This is a genomic window from Corallococcus sp. AB011P, assembly GCF_003611605.1.
Lineage (GTDB): Bacteria > Myxococcota > Myxococcia > Myxococcales > Myxococcaceae > Corallococcus > Corallococcus coralloides.
This window is the reverse complement of sequence record NZ_RAVX01000006.1, coordinates 291,082-307,014: the sequence shown is the minus strand read 5'-3', so window position 1 is coordinate 307,014 and position 15,933 is coordinate 291,082. Positions and strand designations below refer to the sequence as shown.

General features: G+C 69.7%; 14 protein-coding genes. 7 read left to right on the top strand and 7 right to left on the bottom strand.

The genetic code is table 11. From position 1 onward, the window contains the following. Positions 1 to 12 precede the first annotated feature (12 nt). Positions 13 to 1,209 (top strand): DUF4388 domain-containing protein, encoded by a 1,197-nt coding sequence (locus D7X30_RS19390; RefSeq protein ID WP_120564411.1) that lies wholly within the window; start codon positions 13 to 15, stop codon positions 1,207 to 1,209. Positions 1,210 to 1,218: 9 nt separating this feature from the next. Here D7X30_RS19390 and D7X30_RS19385 read toward each other — a convergent pair whose 3' ends face one another. Next, on the bottom strand, positions 1,219 to 2,757 hold the full coding sequence (locus D7X30_RS19385) for a penicillin-binding transpeptidase domain-containing protein (protein WP_233591660.1): 1,539 nt from the start codon (positions 2,755 to 2,757) through the stop codon (positions 1,219 to 1,221). Between the two features lie 205 nt (positions 2,758 to 2,962). Between D7X30_RS19385 and D7X30_RS19380 the strand changes: the two genes are divergently transcribed. Both D7X30_RS19380 and D7X30_RS19375 read left to right on the top strand, forming a co-directional pair. Beyond that, positions 2,963 to 3,796 carry an ABC transporter permease gene (locus tag D7X30_RS19380; RefSeq protein WP_233591670.1) on the top strand — a complete coding sequence of 278 codons (834 nt, stop codon included), beginning with the start codon at positions 2,963 to 2,965 and terminating at the stop codon, positions 3,794 to 3,796. Next, positions 3,793 to 4,704, top strand: a complete 912-nt coding sequence (locus tag D7X30_RS19375) for an ABC transporter ATP-binding protein (RefSeq protein WP_120564409.1) — start codon at positions 3,793 to 3,795, stop codon at positions 4,702 to 4,704. The genes D7X30_RS19380 and D7X30_RS19375 overlap by 4 nt, the downstream gene beginning before the upstream one ends. A 19-nt stretch (positions 4,705 to 4,723) precedes the next feature. Here the strand turns inward: D7X30_RS19375 and D7X30_RS19370 are convergent, their stop codons facing one another. Then, positions 4,724 to 4,954: a sulfurtransferase TusA family protein gene (locus tag D7X30_RS19370; protein WP_014395774.1), complete on the bottom strand. Its 231-nt coding sequence runs from the start codon at positions 4,952 to 4,954 to the stop codon at positions 4,724 to 4,726. 249 nt (positions 4,955 to 5,203) lie between these two features. Between D7X30_RS19370 and D7X30_RS19365 the strand changes: the two genes are divergently transcribed. Further along, on the top strand, positions 5,204 to 7,159 hold the full coding sequence (locus D7X30_RS19365; protein WP_120564503.1) for a thioredoxin domain-containing protein: 1,956 nt from the start codon (positions 5,204 to 5,206) through the stop codon (positions 7,157 to 7,159). A gap of 93 nt (positions 7,160 to 7,252) precedes the next feature. Here D7X30_RS19365 and D7X30_RS19360 read toward each other — a convergent pair whose 3' ends face one another. Continuing rightward, positions 7,253 to 7,639 (bottom strand): RidA family protein, encoded by a 387-nt coding sequence (locus D7X30_RS19360; protein ID WP_120564408.1) that lies wholly within the window; start codon positions 7,637 to 7,639, stop codon positions 7,253 to 7,255. Positions 7,640 to 7,720: 81 nt separating this feature from the next. Further along, on the bottom strand, positions 7,721 to 9,928 hold the full coding sequence (locus tag D7X30_RS19355; protein ID WP_120564407.1) for a bifunctional (p)ppGpp synthetase/guanosine-3',5'-bis(diphosphate) 3'-pyrophosphohydrolase: 2,208 nt from the start codon (positions 9,926 to 9,928) through the stop codon (positions 7,721 to 7,723). A gap of 159 nt (positions 9,929 to 10,087) precedes the next feature. Here D7X30_RS19355 and D7X30_RS19350 point away from each other — a divergent pair, with 159 nt between their 5' ends. Further along, complete coding sequence (locus D7X30_RS19350; RefSeq protein WP_120564406.1) at positions 10,088 to 11,272, top strand: FHA domain-containing protein; 1,185 nt, start codon at positions 10,088 to 10,090, stop codon at positions 11,270 to 11,272. Positions 11,273 to 11,345: 73 nt separating this feature from the next. On the opposite strand, the gene D7X30_RS19345 is transcribed toward D7X30_RS19350, so the two are convergent. Beyond that, complete coding sequence (locus D7X30_RS19345) at positions 11,346 to 13,019, bottom strand: serine/threonine-protein kinase (protein WP_120564405.1); 1,674 nt, start codon at positions 13,017 to 13,019, stop codon at positions 11,346 to 11,348. Between the two features lie 112 nt (positions 13,020 to 13,131). Here D7X30_RS19345 and D7X30_RS19340 point away from each other — a divergent pair, with 112 nt between their 5' ends. Next, entirely contained in the window at positions 13,132 to 13,899 is a 768-nt protein-coding gene (locus D7X30_RS19340) for an FHA domain-containing protein (protein WP_014395768.1), read from the top strand. 69 nt (positions 13,900 to 13,968) lie between these two features. Here the strand turns inward: D7X30_RS19340 and D7X30_RS19335 are convergent, their stop codons facing one another. Beyond that, positions 13,969 to 14,331, bottom strand: coding sequence for a TraR/DksA C4-type zinc finger protein (locus D7X30_RS19335; protein WP_120564404.1), 363 nt, complete (start codon positions 14,329 to 14,331; stop codon positions 13,969 to 13,971). A 125-nt stretch (positions 14,332 to 14,456) separates the two neighbouring features. Between D7X30_RS19335 and D7X30_RS19330 the strand changes: the two genes are divergently transcribed. Continuing rightward, positions 14,457 to 15,338 carry a diadenylate cyclase gene (locus D7X30_RS19330; protein ID WP_120564403.1) on the top strand — a complete coding sequence of 294 codons (882 nt, stop codon included), beginning with the start codon at positions 14,457 to 14,459 and terminating at the stop codon, positions 15,336 to 15,338. Between the two features lie 13 nt (positions 15,339 to 15,351). Here D7X30_RS19330 and D7X30_RS19325 read toward each other — a convergent pair whose 3' ends face one another. Then, on the bottom strand, positions 15,352 to 15,921 hold the full coding sequence (locus D7X30_RS19325) for a PspA/IM30 family protein (RefSeq protein ID WP_014395765.1): 570 nt from the start codon (positions 15,919 to 15,921) through the stop codon (positions 15,352 to 15,354). Positions 15,922 to 15,933 lie beyond the last annotated feature (12 nt).

The window sequence follows — 15,933 nt, the reverse complement described above, 5'->3', positions numbered from 1 at the left end:
GATGGGCGCTCGATGCGCGGCGTGTGTGGTGATTTTTCGACGATGCCCCTCAAGGACCTGGTCGTCCACCTCGGGAATCGCCGGGCCACCGGCACCCTGAACGTGGAGCGGGGAGACGTGCGCAAGCAGCTCCTGCTGCGTGACGGCAACGTCATCACCGCCAGCTCCAATCAGCCGCGCGAGTACTTCGGCCAGTTCCTGATCAACCAGGGTCACCTGACGGAGGATCAGCTGGAGCGCGCGTTCTCCACGCAGGCGGAGACGCACATCCTGCTGGGGAAGATCCTGATCATGACGGGCACGGTGTCGGAAGCCACCGTGCGCACGGTGCTCTCCCACAAGTTCCGGGAGATGCTGCTGGACGCCTTCACCTGGGAGGAAGGCGGCTTCGACTTCCGCCCCACGGACGTCGCGCCGGAGCTGGAGGGCCTGGACGTCAGCGTGGACCTGCTGGACGTGCACCGCGAGGGCGAGTTCCGCGAGACGGCCTGGCAGGCCATCCGCGCGGTGTTCCCTTCCGGCCGCGTGCGCCTGGAGGTGGACGAGCGCAAGCTGACGGACCGCAAGGCCGGCAGCATGGACGAGCGCATCGTGCAGCTCGCGAAGGAAGGTCTCAGCATCGACGGCATGGCGCTGGCGCTGCACGCCACCGACTTCTTCCTCTACCAGCGGCTGTACGCGCTCTATCGCCAGGACGCGCTGCGGGTGTCGGACGAGGCCCCCCTGCCCGCCCCGGACCCCGGCGCGAACACCGTGGTCGTGGTGGAGGACGACGACGAGGACGACCTGAACGCGGGCGGCGTCATCGGCTCCGAGTCCTCCTCCGACGAGGTGCTCCAGGCCGCCCAGCTCTTCCTGGACGCGGGCAACCTGCGCGACGGCGAGGCGCTGGCCCGGCGCGCGCACGAAATCGCGCCCACCGAGCACACCACAAAGCTGCTGCGCGACGCGGAAGGCAGGCTGCTCACGGAGCTGCGCAAGGCGCTGATGGAGCCGTCGCGCGTGCCGGCGCTAATGGTGACGCCCGCGCACCTGAAGACGCTGCCGCTCACGTCACCGGAGCGCTACCTGCTGTCGCGCATCGACGGGCGGCGGGACGTGGCCGCCATCGTGCACGTGTCGCCTCTCCAGGAGCTGGAGGCGCTGAAGTTCTTCCAGGGCTTCGTGGACACGGGGCTGGTGAAGCTCACCGCGCGTCCGCTGTCCTGACGTTCCGCTTCAGTGTTTGCCGGCGGCGCCCGCGGGGGCCGTCAGCTCCACCGGCGCGGGGATGCGCTCCAGCGCCAGGCGCAGGGCCTCGCGGCCCAGGTAGGAGCCGCGGATGCGCCACTTCGGGTCGTTCACGATGAGGGCGGCCACGGCCACGCGCGGGTTGTCCTTGGGCGCGAAGCCGACGAACCACGAGTAGTCGCGGAAGGGCTCGCGGTCCGCGAGTGTGCCCGTCTTGCCCACCGCGTCCTTCACCTGGAAGCCGCGCTCGCGGAAGACGCCGCGCGCGGTGCCATGGGTGACGGTCTCCTCCAGCATCCGCGTGAGCTCGTGCGCGGCGGTGGGGGTGAGCACGGGCTCCGGCTCCGGCATGGGCATGAAGGGCTCCGGCTCCACCAGCGTGGGGTCCACCCAGCGGCCCTCGTTGGCGGCGACGGCGGCCAGCAGCGCGCCGTGCAGCGGGGACAGGTACACGTCACCGAAGCCCGCGCCGGTGTTGGCGAGCGCGAAGCCGTCCTCCGGGATGTACGCGAGCGACACGTCCAGCGGCTGGGCGAAGGGGATCTCGCGGTTGAAGCGCAGGCGCGCCGCCATGCGCTTGAGGGAGTCCGCGGTCAGGTGCTTGCTGGTCATCTTGGCGAAGATGACGTTGGCGCTCTTGCCCATGGCCAGCGCCAGCGAATAGCAGGCGCCGTCGCGGTCGCTGTCCTCCAGCTGCCGCTCGTTCAGGCGGCGATTGCCACCGTGGAAGCACGCCTCGGTGTCGGGCGACACGCCGGCCTCCAGGAGCGCGCTGCCGGTGACGATCTTGAAGATGCTCGCGGCCGGGTACACCGCGCGGATGGGCAGCCCGCGCAATTCCGGCTTCGCCTCCGAGTGCTCCGCCATCGCGAGCACGCGGCCGGTGGAGGGCTCCAGCACCACCGCGGCGCCGTAGGGCACCTGGTAGTTCTGCATGATCTTCGTGAGCGACGCCTGGAGGCCGGGGTCGATGGTGAGCACCTGATCCGGCGCGCTCTTGCCGCCCTTCACCACCAGCTTGTTGCCCTCCAGCTTCGCGCGGGCCACCAGGTCCTGCGCGCGCGGCAGCCCCTGGAGCTTGCCGAACGGCGGCGCCTTCTCCCGCGAGGGCACCGGCATCGGCGGCACCATCCCGGGCTCCAGCGCGGCGGCGTCCTTCGCGGCCAGCGCCTCCGCCAGCGCGCGGGCATCCACCGGGCGCGAGTCCTCGGGCGCAGTGGCCGCCACGGCTTCACCGGCGGTCCCGGAGTCCGGAGCGCCCTGCGTCTGCGCGACGCTCGCGGAGCTTCCCGCGTCCGGCGAAGCCGCCTGGGCGCGCTGCTCGGCCTCCACCTTCTCCACCAGCGCACGGGCGCCCACGGGCCCCGCGTCCGTTCCCAGGGCGCTCACCGACTGCGCAAGGGCCTGGGCATCCGACGGGGCGGCGGGTGACGGCGCGGTGTTCGCGTCCGGCCCGGGCGCGGAGGCGCCCAGGAGCAGCGTGAGGGGGAACAGCGGCAGGGCGGCGAGGAAGCGGCGCATCGTCATGCTTCGGGGCTCTCCTTCGGGGGAGCAGGGAGCAGGCCGCCGGATCCTAGTCGCTGAGGGCGCGCTGTCCACGGCTTGCCTCCTCGACTGCTGCCTTCGTCCGCGAGAAACCTGGGAAGGTGCCCGGAGGTCCAGTAGGGTCCTGTGCACCTTGGACGGACTCAAAGAGACATTGGTGATCTGGGCAGCCGAGCTGCGTCGGGCCATGAAGAGCGGCCGGGCCATCGTGCTGCTCGGGCTCTACAGCATGTTCTCCGCGCTGGTGCTGCTCGTGGTGGGCTTCGTCACCCGGGATCTGCAAGCCCAGCTGAACGAGAAGCTCGCCGGATCCGGAGGGGACTCGGAGGTCGCCACGCAGGCCGCGGAGCAGATGCACCGCGGGGTGCTGGGCTTCCTCGCCAACAACGACGCCGCGATGATGGAGGCCCTGGCGCAGGTGCCCATCGTGGTGCTCATCGTCTTCAAGATCAGCCTCTTCTTCCTGCCCGCCTACATCGCCCTGATGGGCTTCGACCAGGTGAGCGGAGAGGTGGGACCGCGCTCCATGCGCTATCTCACCGTGCGCGCGCGCCGCTCCTCGGTGCTCCTGGGCAAGTTCCTCTGCCAGGCCACGCTGCTGGTGGGGCTGGTGCTGATCATCGACCTGGCCATCTTCATCTACGCGCGCATCATCAACGACGACTTCGCCTTCGGGGTGCTGGCGCTCAACCTCCTGAAGTTCTGGGGCGCCACCATCGTCTTCTCGCTGGCGTACGTCGCGCTCACCACCCTGTGCTCCAGCCTTTTCCGCGCCCCCGCGGTGAGCCTCGTCTTCAACTTCATCCTGCTCTTCGTCTTCTGGCTGATGGACTCCGTGGGACGCGCCGTGAGCGAGGAGAACGTGCTGCGCTTCCTGCGCTACCTGTCCCCGTCGTACTACTCGGGCAACCTGCTGCACCCGAGGCTCGCCGAGTTCGCCATGAGCGGCGCGGCCTACGCCGCCTTCGCGGCCATCTTCCTCTTCGGCGCCTACGGCGTCCTGCGCGCGAGGGACCTGTGAGCGACCTGGCCATCCAGCTGAACAACGTCTCCAAGCGCTTCGGCCCCAAGGTCGCCGTCAACGCGGTGAGCCTCCAGGTGCGGCAGGGCGACGTCTTCGGTCTCATCGGCCCCAACGGCGCCGGCAAGACGACCACCTTCTCCATGATGTGCGGCTACCTCTACCCGTCCGAGGGCTCGCTCCAGGTGATGGGCGTGTCCCCCACCACGCCCGGCGCCCTCAAGGGCCGCGTGGGCGCGCTGCCCCAGGACGCGGTGCTGCCCCCCGGCTGGGAGGTGGGCGCGCTGCTCATGTACTGGGCCCGCCTGTCGGACCTGCCCCAGCCCGAGCACGAGGCCCGCGGCGCCCTGGAGAAGGTGGGCCTGATGGAGGCCTGGAAGGTCCAGACGCAGGCGCTCAGCCACGGCATGGCCAAGCGCGCCGCCATGGCCCAGGCCCTGATGGGCCGCCCGCCGCTCGTCCTCCTGGACGAGCCCACCGCCGGCCTGGATCCGCGCATCGCCGCGCAGGTGCGTCAGGTCATCAAGGACATGAAGGGCACGCAGACGGTGGTCGTCTCCAGCCACAACCTCCAGGAGCTGGAGGAGCTGTGCGACGCCGCCGCCATCCTCGACAAGGGCTCGCTCGCGCAGGCCGGCACCATGTCGGAGCTCACCGGCCAGGGCGCCGAGTTCCGCGTCCAGATCGCCCGGGGCGACGTCATCATCCCCGAAATCACCTCCCTGCCCGGCGTCACCGACGCACGCATGGAGGGCACGGATGTGCTGCGCGTGCGCTTCGACGGCCAGGCCCACAAGGCCGAGGAGGTCATCAGCCGCACCGTCGGCCACCTCCTCCAGCACCAGGTGCTCATCCTCGGTGTCAGCCGCGGCCGCCGCCTGGAGGACCGCGTCCTTCAGCTGCTGTAGGCCCGCGACCCACGGACGCTCACCCCGCCTTGCGCACCCAGCCCACATAGTGGGCGCCCCGGCGCTCCATGCGGACGAGCTCGTTGCCCGTCGCGTCGCACCACGCGGGCAGGTCCGCCTCCAGGCCGCGGTCGGTGGAGACGAGCTCCACCAGCGTCCCGGGCGCAAGGCGGCGCATCGCCTTGGCAATCTCCAGGATGGGCACCGGGCAGAGGGCCCCGGACGTATCCACGCGCACACCGGCTTCCATGGCCGCGCATCCTCTCACGGAACGCTGACTGCCAAAGTGGCACGGCACGCGCGCTGAGAGGGAATTTTGGTGTCCCCAGCGTCGTTGTCCGCCCCTTCGAGGCCTCTGGATATCGGGCGGACGCAGGCGGTCATCGCGGCTTGCGTGTCTGGAATTCCCTCTGTTAAGTACCCCGCCCTTTCCCTACCCAACCCAGACACCCGCTTGGGGCCCGGAGTCGGACCTATGGCGCAGGAGCATTCCCAACCCATGAAGCCCAATGTCATCGTGGCCCTGCTGGTCGGCCTGGTGCTCGGGTTCGTTGGCGGCCGTGCCGCCACCGGCTCGAAGCCCACCCCCGGCAACACGCCCTCCGTCGCGCAGGCCGCCAACAAGCCCGCGCGCGCCGTGGACCCCACCGTCTTCAAGGTGCCCGTCGACGGCGCTCCCACGAAGGGCAGCGTCAACGCGCTCGTCACCATCGTGGAGTTCTCCGACTACGAGTGCCCGTTCTGCAGCCGCGCGCACAACACCGTCGTGCAGCTCCAGAAGGACTACGGCAGCAAGCTGCGCGTGGTGATGCGCCAGAACCCGCTGTCCTTCCACCCGCACGCCAAGCCCGCGGCCCTCGCGGCGCTCGCGGCCGGTGAGCAGGGCAAGTACTGGGACATGCACGACCTGCTCTTCGCCAACAACAAGAAGCTGGATGGGGAGAGCCTGGAGGGCTACGCCAAGCAGATCGGCCTGGACGTGGCGAAGTGGAAGGCGGACATGGCGGACGACCGCCTGGGCGCCAGCATCGACAAGGATCAGGCCCTGGCCCAGCAGCTTGGCGCCAGCGGCACGCCGGCCTTCTTCATCAACGGCCGCTTCCTCTCCGGCGCGCAGCCCATCGACAACTTCAAGTCCATCATCGACGAGGAGCTCGCCAAGGCCGAGGGCCTGGTGAAGAGCGGCGTCGCGCCGTCGCAGGTGTACGCGCGCACCATCGAGAAGGGCGTCGAGCGCGCCCCGGCCAAGGCCGCCCAGCAGCAGGCCGAGCCCGCCGCCGCCGCGAAGAAGATTGAGATCCCCGCGGACTCCCCCTCCTTCGGCCCGGCCACCGCGAAGGTGACCATCGTCGAGTGGTCCGACTTCGAGTGCCCGTTCTGCAGCCGCGCGGTGCCCACGCTCAACAAGATCAAGGAGACCTACGGCAAGGACGTGCGCGTGGTGTTCCGCCACCAGCCGCTGCCCATGCACTCGCACGCGAAGATCGCGGCGCAGGCCTCCATGGCCGCCCACGAGCAGGGCAAGTTCTGGGAGATGCACGACAAGCTCTTCGCCAACCAGCGCGCCCTGGACCGCTCCAGCCTGGAGAAGTACGCCCAGGAGCTGGGCCTGGACATGAACAAGTTCAAGGCCGCCCTGGAGTCGAGCAAGATCTCCGCGAAGGTGGACGCGGACTCCTCCGCGGGCAGCGCGGTGGGCGCCAACGGCACCCCGGCCTTCTTCATCAACGGCCGCTTCCTCTCCGGCGCGCAGCCCTTCGAGGCCTTCAAGCCCCTCATCGACCAGGAGATCGCCAAGGCTGACAAGGCGCTCGCCGCCGGCACCAAGGCGGAGGACCTCTACGCCAAGCTGAACCTGGACAACGTGAACGCCGCTCCGGCCGCCCCCGCGGCGCCCGCCGAGCCGGCCGTGCAGAAGGTGGAAGTGGGCGACGCCCCGGTGCGCGGCCCGAAGAACGCGCCCGTCACCATCGTCGCCTGGTCCGACTTCGAGTGCCCCTTCTGCAGCCGCGCCGTGCCGACCATCGAGCAGGTGGAGAAGGCCTACAAGGGCAAGGTCAAGTTCGCATTCAAGCACCAGCCCCTGCCCTTCCACCAGAACGCGAAGCTCGCCGCCGTGGCCTCCATGGCCGCCCACGAGCAGGGCAAGTTCTGGGAGATGCACGACAAGCTCTTCGCCAACCAGCGCGCGCTGGACCGCGCCAGCCTGGAGAAGTACGCCCAGGAGCTGGGTCTGAACATGAACAAGTTCAAGACGGACCTGGAGTCGGGCAAGTTCGACAAGCAGATCGAGGCGGACATGGCGGACGGCTCCGCCAAGGGCGCCAACGGCACCCCGACGTTCTTCATCAACGGCCGCACGCTGGTCGGTGCGCAGCCCTTCGATGCCTTCAAGAAGGTCATCGACGAGGAGCTGAAGAAGGCCGGCGTGGCGATGGCGGCGGAAGCGAAGTAGCCCTCCCCCGCTCCTGAAGCACACAAGGCCGTCGGCTCCCACAGCGGGAACCGGCGGCCTTCGTGTTTCCAGCGACTCCCGGGTGCGGCTTCTTCAGGAGACGGCGATGGCGTCGATCTCCACCTGGGAGCCGCGCGGCAGCGCGGACACCTGCACGGTGGCGCGGGCCGGCGGCGAGCCGGAGAAGGCGCGGGCGTACACCTCGTTCACCTTGGCGAAGTCACCCAGGTTGGTGAGGAAGATGGTGCAGCGCACGACGTGGCTGAAGTCCAGGCCGCTGGCGGCGAGCACGGCCTGCAGGTTCTTCATCACCTGCTCGGCCTGCGCGACGACGTCACCGGGGACGAGCTCCATCGTCTTCGGGTCCAGGGGAATCTGGCCGGACAGGAACGTCATCTTCCCGGCGTCCACCTGCACGGCCTGGGAGTAGGGGCCAATCGCCTTGGGGGCGTCGTCGGAGTGGATTGCCTTGCGCGCCATGCAGCACACCTCGCGTTGAGGCGGCCCCCCCAAAGGGGACGGGGGCCGCGGGTCCGCCGCGGGCTGTAGCACAGGACAGGGCTAGATTCGCTCGACCGAGTAGACGCCCGTCAACCGCTCGATGGAGCGCATCAGGTCCGTCAGCTGCTTGAGGTCGGAGATGGTGACCTCGAAGGTGTTCACCGCCCGGTCGTCGCCGGTGGCCCGGCAGTTCGCCTGGGAGATGTTGACGCTCTTCTTGGAGAACGTGTTGGTGATGTCCGCCAGCAGGCCCGGCCGGTCCGCCGTCAGCACGCGCAGCGTGACGGGCCGCTTGAAGTCGCCCTTCACGTCCCAGGACACGTCCACGCGCCGCTCGGGGTCCGTGGCCAGGGCCTTCTCACACCCCACCGTGTGCACCGTCACGCCCCGCCCTCGGGTGATGAACCCCGCGATGGGGTCCCCGGGAACGGGGTTGCAACAGCGCCCGAAGCGCACCAGCACGTCGTCCACGCCGCCAATCTGGACGCCGCTGCGGTTGTTGCGCCCCACCAGCCGCTTGGCCAGGTCCGTCATGCGCGACAGGCCCGGCAGCATGGAGGCGTTCGCCCCCGAGCCGCCGCCGTCCGTGGGACGTGGAGGCGGCTCCGCCTGCGCCAGCTTCTCCTGCGGCACGATGCGCAGCACCAGCTGCTGCGGCGTCACCTTGCCGTAGCCGATGGCGACCAGCAGGTCGTCCTCGACGCGGAAGCCCAGCTCCTCGGCGACCTTCTTGAGCTCACCGGACTTCATCTGCTTGTTGAAGTTGAGCTGGAAGCGCTTGAACTCGCGCTCCACCAGCTCGCGGCCCAGCTGCAGGCTCTTGTCGCGCTGCTGCTGCTTGATGAAGCCGCGGATGCGCTGCTGCGCGCGGCTCGTCTTGACGAAGGTGAGCCAGTCCTTGGACGGGTGCGCCTGCGGACTGGTGAGCACCTCCACCGTGTCGCCGTTCTTCAGCTTGTAGCGCAGGGGAACAATCTTGCCGTTCACCTTGGCGCCCACGCACCGGCCGCCCACGTCCGAGTGGATGGCGTACGCGAAGTCCACCGGCGTCGCGCCGCGCGGCAGGCTGCGCACGTCGCCCTTGGGCGTGAAGACGAAGACTTCATCGGTGAAGAGGTCGACCTTCACCGTCTCCAGGAACTCCTTGGGGTCCTTGAGGTCCTGCTGCCACTCCATCAGCTGGCGCAGCCAGGCGAACTTCTCGTCGTCCTTGGAGATGGGCGCGCGGCCTTCCTTGTAGGCCCAGTGCGCGGCGATGCCCTCTTCGGCGATCTTGTGCATCTCCGAGGTGCGGATCTGCACCTCCACGCGCTCGCTCAACGGACCAATCACCGTGGTGTGCAGGGACTGGTACATGTTGGGCTTCGGGATGGCGATGAAGTCCTTGAAGCGCCCGGGCACCGGCTTCCACATCTGGTGCACCATGCCCAGCGCCTCGTAACAGGAGGGCACCGACGGCGCGATGATGCGGAACGCGATGATGTCGTGGATCTGATCGAAGTCGATGCCCTGCGACTTGATCTTCTTCCAGATGCTGTAGACGTGCTTGAAGCGCCCGCTGACGTCGCCCTTGAGGCCGCGCTCCTGGAGCTTGGCGCGCATCAGGTCGCAGGTGTCCTCGATGTACGCCTCGCGCTCCTTCTTGCGCTTGTTGAGCTGCTCCTCCAGCGCGAAGAACTCCTGGGGCTTCACGTAGCGGAAGGACAGGTCCTCCAGCTCCGTCTTGATCCAGGAGATGCCCAGGCGGTTGGCCAGGGGCGCGTAGATGTCCAGCGTCTCCTGTCCGATGCGGGCCTGCTTCTCCTCGGACATGTGATCCAGCGTCCGCATGTTGTGCGTGCGGTCCGCCAGCTTCACGAGGATGACGCGGATGTCCTGCGCCATCGCGATGATCATCTTGCGGAAGTTCTCCGCCTGCTTCTCCTCCTGGGAGAGCGTCGCGGACGCGGAGAACTTGGACAGCTTCGTCACGCCGTCCACCAGCTGGGCGACCTCCGGACCGAACAGCTCCGTGAGCTCCTCCGCGGTGGCGAGCGTGTCCTCGATGGTGTCGTGGAGCAGGCCGGTGACGATGGACGCCTCGTCCAGCTTCAGCTCCGCCAGGATGCCCGCCACCTCCAGCGGGTGGATGAGGTAGGGCTCTCCCGACTTGCGGAGTTGCCCTTGATGGACCTTGGCCGAGTAGACGTACGCCTTCTTGATGATGTCCAGGTCGGGGTCCGGGTGGTACGACGCAACCCGCTGCAGGATGTCGTTCAGGCGAATCATCGAGGCGGTGACAATCGTAACTGCCTCAAACAGCAGGGGCAACGTTACCCTGGAACATCGCGTGCCCCGCCGGGTGCTGGAGGCCCGGGCGCCTAGGATATTGGTCCGAGGCTTTCGTTGACCCGGCGTTTCACGCCCCCCTAGATTGGCCCTCTGCCCATGTCTCAGCTTCTGCTGTCCGCGCTCCCGGTGGTCTGCCCGAATTGTGACGGATTCAACCCGCCACGCTCGGCCACCTGCGTGCTGTGCGGCCAGGCGATGGAAGAGGCCGCTCCGGCCCCCCGTCCGGCGGCCACGCCCCCGCCCCGGCCGGCGACGCCGCCCCCTGGCGCGGGCCCTGGCCGCCCGGCCACCGTCTCGAGCTTCACGCGCCCGGGTGAGCCCTACTCTCCGCCCACGCCGCCTCCGCCCCCCAGCGCGGTGCCGCCCGGGCTCAAGCCCTCCGCGCGCACCCCGCCGCCCACCGCCGCCCAGGGGCTGATGGTGGAGGCCCGCCGGGCCGCGCCGCCGGCCGCCGGGACGCCGCCTCCTCCCCGCGCGGGCTACGGGGCGGCCCTGCCGCCCGCGAACACCCGCCCGCCCCCGCCGGTGCCGGACAACGCCCTGCCCCCTCGCGGCGGTACGGGGGCCACGGCGCCGGTCCCGGCAGGCACGCCCCCCGCGACGACGGGCGCCACGGCGCGTCCTGCGCCGGTGGCGTCGCGCTTCGGGCTGGCGGTGATCGCCGGGACGACGCGCGGCCAGCGCTACAAGCTGCCTGTGACGGGTTGCGTGGTGGGCCGCCAGCGCGGCGCCATCCTCTTCCCGGACGACGTCTTCGTGTCGCCGCTGCACGCCACCTTCCTCGTGAAGGACGGCGCCCTCTTCGTGCGCGACGAGTCGAGCGCGTCGGGCGTCTACGTCACCTTCGCCGGCACGGAGCCGCTGGCGCCGCGCGCCCTCTTCAGCGCCGGCCAGCGGCTGTTCCGCTTCACCGGCCGCGTGGAAGCCCCCGCGCCCGTGGCGGGCCGGCCCACCGCGTATGGTTCGCCCGTGCCGCTCGGCCAGGCGCTGTACGGCGTGGAAGAGGTGCATATGGGTGGCAGGGCGGGCCGCGCGGTGGTGACGGCCGCGGCGCTGCTCACCATCGGACAGGCCCATTGCGACCTGGCGTACCCGAACGACGAGGGGCTCGCCGGCCGGCACTGCGAGCTGAGCCCCACGGCGACGGGCGCGATGCTGCGCGACCTCTCCGGCGGCCTGGGCACCTTCGTGCGCATCCCGCCCGCGACGGAGCGGCCCCTGCGTCCGGGCGACCGCGTCCGCCTGGGCCAGCACGTCATGCAGGTCGAAACGCTGGGCTGACGGGCAGCAGCCCGCGCATCACCGAGCCGGGTCGGGCCGGGCGCTACCGAGCCCGAGGCCAGGGGCCAGGCACTCAGGGCGACGAGGGACGCGCCACCGGGCTGCCGAGCCGGACTTCGATGTACGCGCGCGCACGCGAGTCGGGCATGTCGGTCAGGTGGCGCACCCACCAGCCGCGGGCCTCGTCCGTGTTGTCGCGCTGCCAGTACAGCTCGCCCAGCTTGAGGGCCAGCTCCGCTTCCGGGTTGAAGTTGAAGGCTTCCTTGTAGCTGGAGGTCGCGCGGCCCAGCTCCCCGGCCATCACGTCGCGGTCCCCGTCCTGCGTCAGCTTGCGCGCCTTGTCCACGTTGCGCGCGTTGCTGGGAATTTGCCGCAGGTAGTCCGGCTGATCCGAACCGGAGGTGAGCAGCCGGGGCGCGTTGGGCGGCGCCACGTACTGGTTCCCCTCGGAGCCGCTGCCCGCGCCAATGCCGAAGTAGTAGACGAAGAAGCCCACCGCCCCCAGCACCAGCACGGTGGTGAGCGCCTTGAAGAAGAGGATGATGCCCTCGCCGCCACCGGAGGCGGGCGCGATCACGGAGGTCTGGGTGCCCTCCTGCGCGAGCGTGGCCTCTTCAGAGACCGGCGTGCGCGAATGGGGCAGGCCCTGCACGGTGGCTTCCACCGTCACGTCATTCCAGGCCGTGTTGTTGCGCGCGGCGTTGTGCGCGGCCTGGGACTTGCGCGGGATGGGAGCCAGCACGCCCGAGGCCTGGGGACGGCGCCCGCCCGTATCGTTGGCGGCTCCTCCGCGACGGCGCTCCTTGTCGACCGCGAGCAGCTCCGCCTTGAAGGCCCCGGCGTCGGCCGGCCGGTCATCCGGGTCCTTGGACAGGACGCGGAGGATCAGCCGCTCCATGCCCGGGGAGATGCGCGCGTCCGGACGGCGGCGCGTGGGCGGGGGCGGCTCCTCGGTGAGGTGCTTGGTGGCGAAGCCCACCGCCGAGTCGGACTCGAAGGGGAGCAGGCCCGTCATCAGCTGGTAGAGGATGACGCCCACCGCGTACAGGTCCGAGCGATGGTCCAACACCGCGCCCCGCGCCTGCTCCGGCGACATGTACTCGGGGGTGCCGCACACGAAGCCCGCGCGCGTGAGGGCCGGGCCCTCGTCCTGCGAGTCGGTGATCTTCGCGATGCCGAAGTCCAGCACCTTCACGAAGTCCGGCTCGTTGCGGCGGTGCTCCACCATGATGTTCTCGGGCTTCAGGTCCCGGTGGATGACGCCCGCGCCGTGCGCGTCCGACAGCGCGCTGAGAATCTGGAGGGCGATGCGCACCACGCGCGCCTCGCCCAGCGGCCACTCGCGGCTGAGGATCTGATGCAGGTCCTGCCCGGCCACGTACTCCATCGCGATGAAGAGCGCGCCGTCGTCCGCCTGACCGAAGTCCAGCACGCTGATGGAGTTGGGGTGGTTCAAGCGGCTGGCGGCCTTGGCCTCGCGCTGGAAGCGCGCCACGGTGCGCTCGTCCGACAGCAGCGTGTGGCGCAGCACCTTCAGCACCACCATCTTGTCCAGCGCGAGCTGACGGGCGCGGTACACCTTGCCCATGCCGCCCTCGCCGATGAGGGCTTCCACCCGGTACTTGGAGGCAATCGTCTTGCCCACGTATTCGTCGCCGCCCTCCGCCGTGCGCAGGAGCGTCGCGCCGCAGGCGGGGCAGTAACGGGAGGAGTCTTCGGCGTCGGCGCCGCAGGAAGGGCAGTACACGTCAGCGTCCAGTCAGTGGGGCCGGGACTTCACCATGCCCCTCGGGTGGGGAGCAAGCCGTGCGCTGTCGGGCCCCCCAACGCGGCGCGGGCCTGCTAGAAGGGACGCTCGCATGGACGCCGTGGACTATTGCCCCCGCTGTGACACCGAGAATTCCCGGGATGCCACTGTCTGCCGAGCTTGCGGCTCGGCGCTGCGCTCCGGGACCATGGTGATGGCCGTGGCGCACATCTCGTCGCGCCCGCAGGTGTCCATCCGCGTGGTGCGCGCGGATGGCGGCCCCGAGGCGCTCGTGCGCATGCAGCGCGACACCCTCACCTGCGGCCAGCAGGCGGACATCGCGCTCAACGACGACCCCTTCATCATGCCCGTGCAGGCGCGCTTCTTCTTCTCCGGCGCCCGCCTCGCCATCGAGGACGTGGGCGGCGCCAACGGCGTCTTCGTGCGCCTGCGCAATGAGCGCGAGCTGCCCGCCGGCGGTGAGCTGCGCCTGGGCCGTCAGCGCATGGTGCTGGAGCCCATCCCCGCCGCGGCGTTGGGGCCCGGTGGCACGCAGGTGTGGGGTTCGCCGGATCCCGGCTACCGGCTGCGGCTCATCCAGCTGCTGGAGGGCGGCCTGCGCGGCGCGGCCTTCCCGCTCAAGGACGGCGACAACCTGCTGGGTCGTGAGCAGGGCGACATCGCCTTCCCCACAGACGGCTTCGTGTCCGGGCGGCACGCGCTCCTGCAGGTGCGGGGGGACCGGCTGATGGTGCGCGACGTGGGCTCGTCCAACGGCACGTTCATCCGCCTGGCGGGGCCGACCTTCGTCGACAACGGCGACCATTTCCTCATCGGCCGTCAGCTGCTGCGGGTGGAGATCCAGCCCGCGGCGGCCTGAAGCGACGGTCCTTCGCTCGCGAAACACGGACCGCACGGGAGCACCGTGCGGTCCGGGGAAGCCACGGCCTCAGCCGTAGGACTTCTCCTTCTTCTCCTGCTCTTCCTTGCAGCGGATGCAGAGCGTCGTCACCGGACGCGCATCCAGACGCTTCGGGGAGATGTCCTCCTCGCAGCGCTCGCAGATGCCGAAGGTGCCGTCCTCCACGCGCTTGAGCGCGCCATCAATCTTCTGCAGGAGGAACTTCTCGCGGTCCCTCAGACGGAAGACCATGGACTGGGTGTACTCGGAGGCGGCCTGGTCGATTTCGTCAGGCAGGTCGTCCGTGTCGAAGGACGATTCCTCCACCAGGGTCTTCTTCGCGCTTTCGAGCAGGCTCGTTTTGCTGTCCTCGAGCATCTTCTTGTAACGCTTGAGATCTTTCTGGTTCACAGCCTGCGGCTCCGTTGGACGGGTAGAGGGGGCCTGACCCCGAAAAAAAGGGCCCGAAAGCTTTATTCATGCGGTTCCCAGTGTCAAGCTGACCTGCTTTAAAACGTGGGTGCACGAGGAGCCCCTTGAGCGACAACACGAAGTTCGATCGGGAATTCTTGCGCTCGGCGCTTTCCCTGGCCGCCAAGAGCGAGGTCGACCACTTCCTCTACATCTGTGACACGCCCATTGCGCCGGAGGACCTCCGGGGTAAGCCCGCGCGCAAGAAGCTGGTGTACGCGGTGACGTTGGAGCCGCTGGCGCAGGAGCTCCTGCGCAAGAAGCTCCGCGCGCTCGTCATCCCCGCGTACGACTACTCGCGCACGGAGCGGGTGAAGGTGGCGCTCGTGTCCGCGCTGTCCCAGGGGGCGTTCAAGGAAGGCGACCTCGTGCTCTGCATGACGGGCAAGGTGGGCCGCGCGCCGGACACGCTGATGCAGATGCGCATCGGCGGGTCGCTGGACGACCGGCTGGCCATCGAGGGCGTGAAGCTGGGCGAGGAGTTCAACTCGCAGGTGGTGGACGCGCTCATCCAGCTGGCGCTGCAGATTGGCCAGGAGGGCTTCGAGGGCCACCCCATCGGGACCATCATCACGATTGGTGACCACACGAGCGTGCTGGAGAAGAGCCGGCAGCTCACCATCAATCCGTTCCAGGGCCTGTCGGAGTCCGAGCGCAACGTGCTCGACCCGAAGATCCGCGACGCCATCAAGAACTTCTCCGTGCTGGACGGCGCGTTCGTCATCCGCGAGGACGGCGTGGTGCTGTCCGCCGGCCGCTACCTGTCCTCCAACGACGACACGGTGAAGATTCCCCTGGGCCTGGGCGCGCGTCACGCGGCCTCCGCGGGCATCACGTCCACCACCCACTGCATCGCGCTCACGGTGAGCCAGACGTCCGGCGCGGTGCGGCTCTTCAAGGGCGGCAACATCGTGCTGGAGCTGCACCAGACGGCGCGGCGGACCTGAGAAGCGCCCTTCCCTACTTCACGCGCTCGGGCGCGGAGTGGGGCTGGTGCTCCTCGCGGTAGATGTCCGCCAGGGCGTGCGCCTTCTCCACCTCGTCGCGCGCCGCGTCCAGCGCCATCACCCGGTCGAAGCGCTCCACCTGCTCGCGCAGCGCCTCCGTGACGACGCCGCCCGCGGCCATGCGCGCGGACGCGCTCTCCCGCTCGATGCGCAGGTCCGCCACGCGCTCGCCCAGCTCGCCGGCCGCGCCGAGCAGCAGCTCCGAGTCCCGCTCCGCGCGCCGCAGCGACTCCCGCGTGGACTCCAGCAGGCGTTCGGTCTGCACGCGGTCGCGCTCCAGCACGCCCACGCCCTTCGCGTCCCCCCGGTCATGCGCCGTCTGACGCCGTCCGGCGATGTCGCCTAGGCGGGCCGTGTAGCGCGTCACTCCGCGGGAGAGCTCGCCCTTGAGGGCCAGCAGCGTGGCGGCGGACTTGCGCACCTCGGCCGCCTGGCGCTCCAGGTCCTCGATGAGCCGGTCGAACGTGGCCAACGGGTCCACGGGCGCCGCGGGTGTCTTCTTGCGTTTGAGGAAGCCGAACATGGCGCGTGCCTT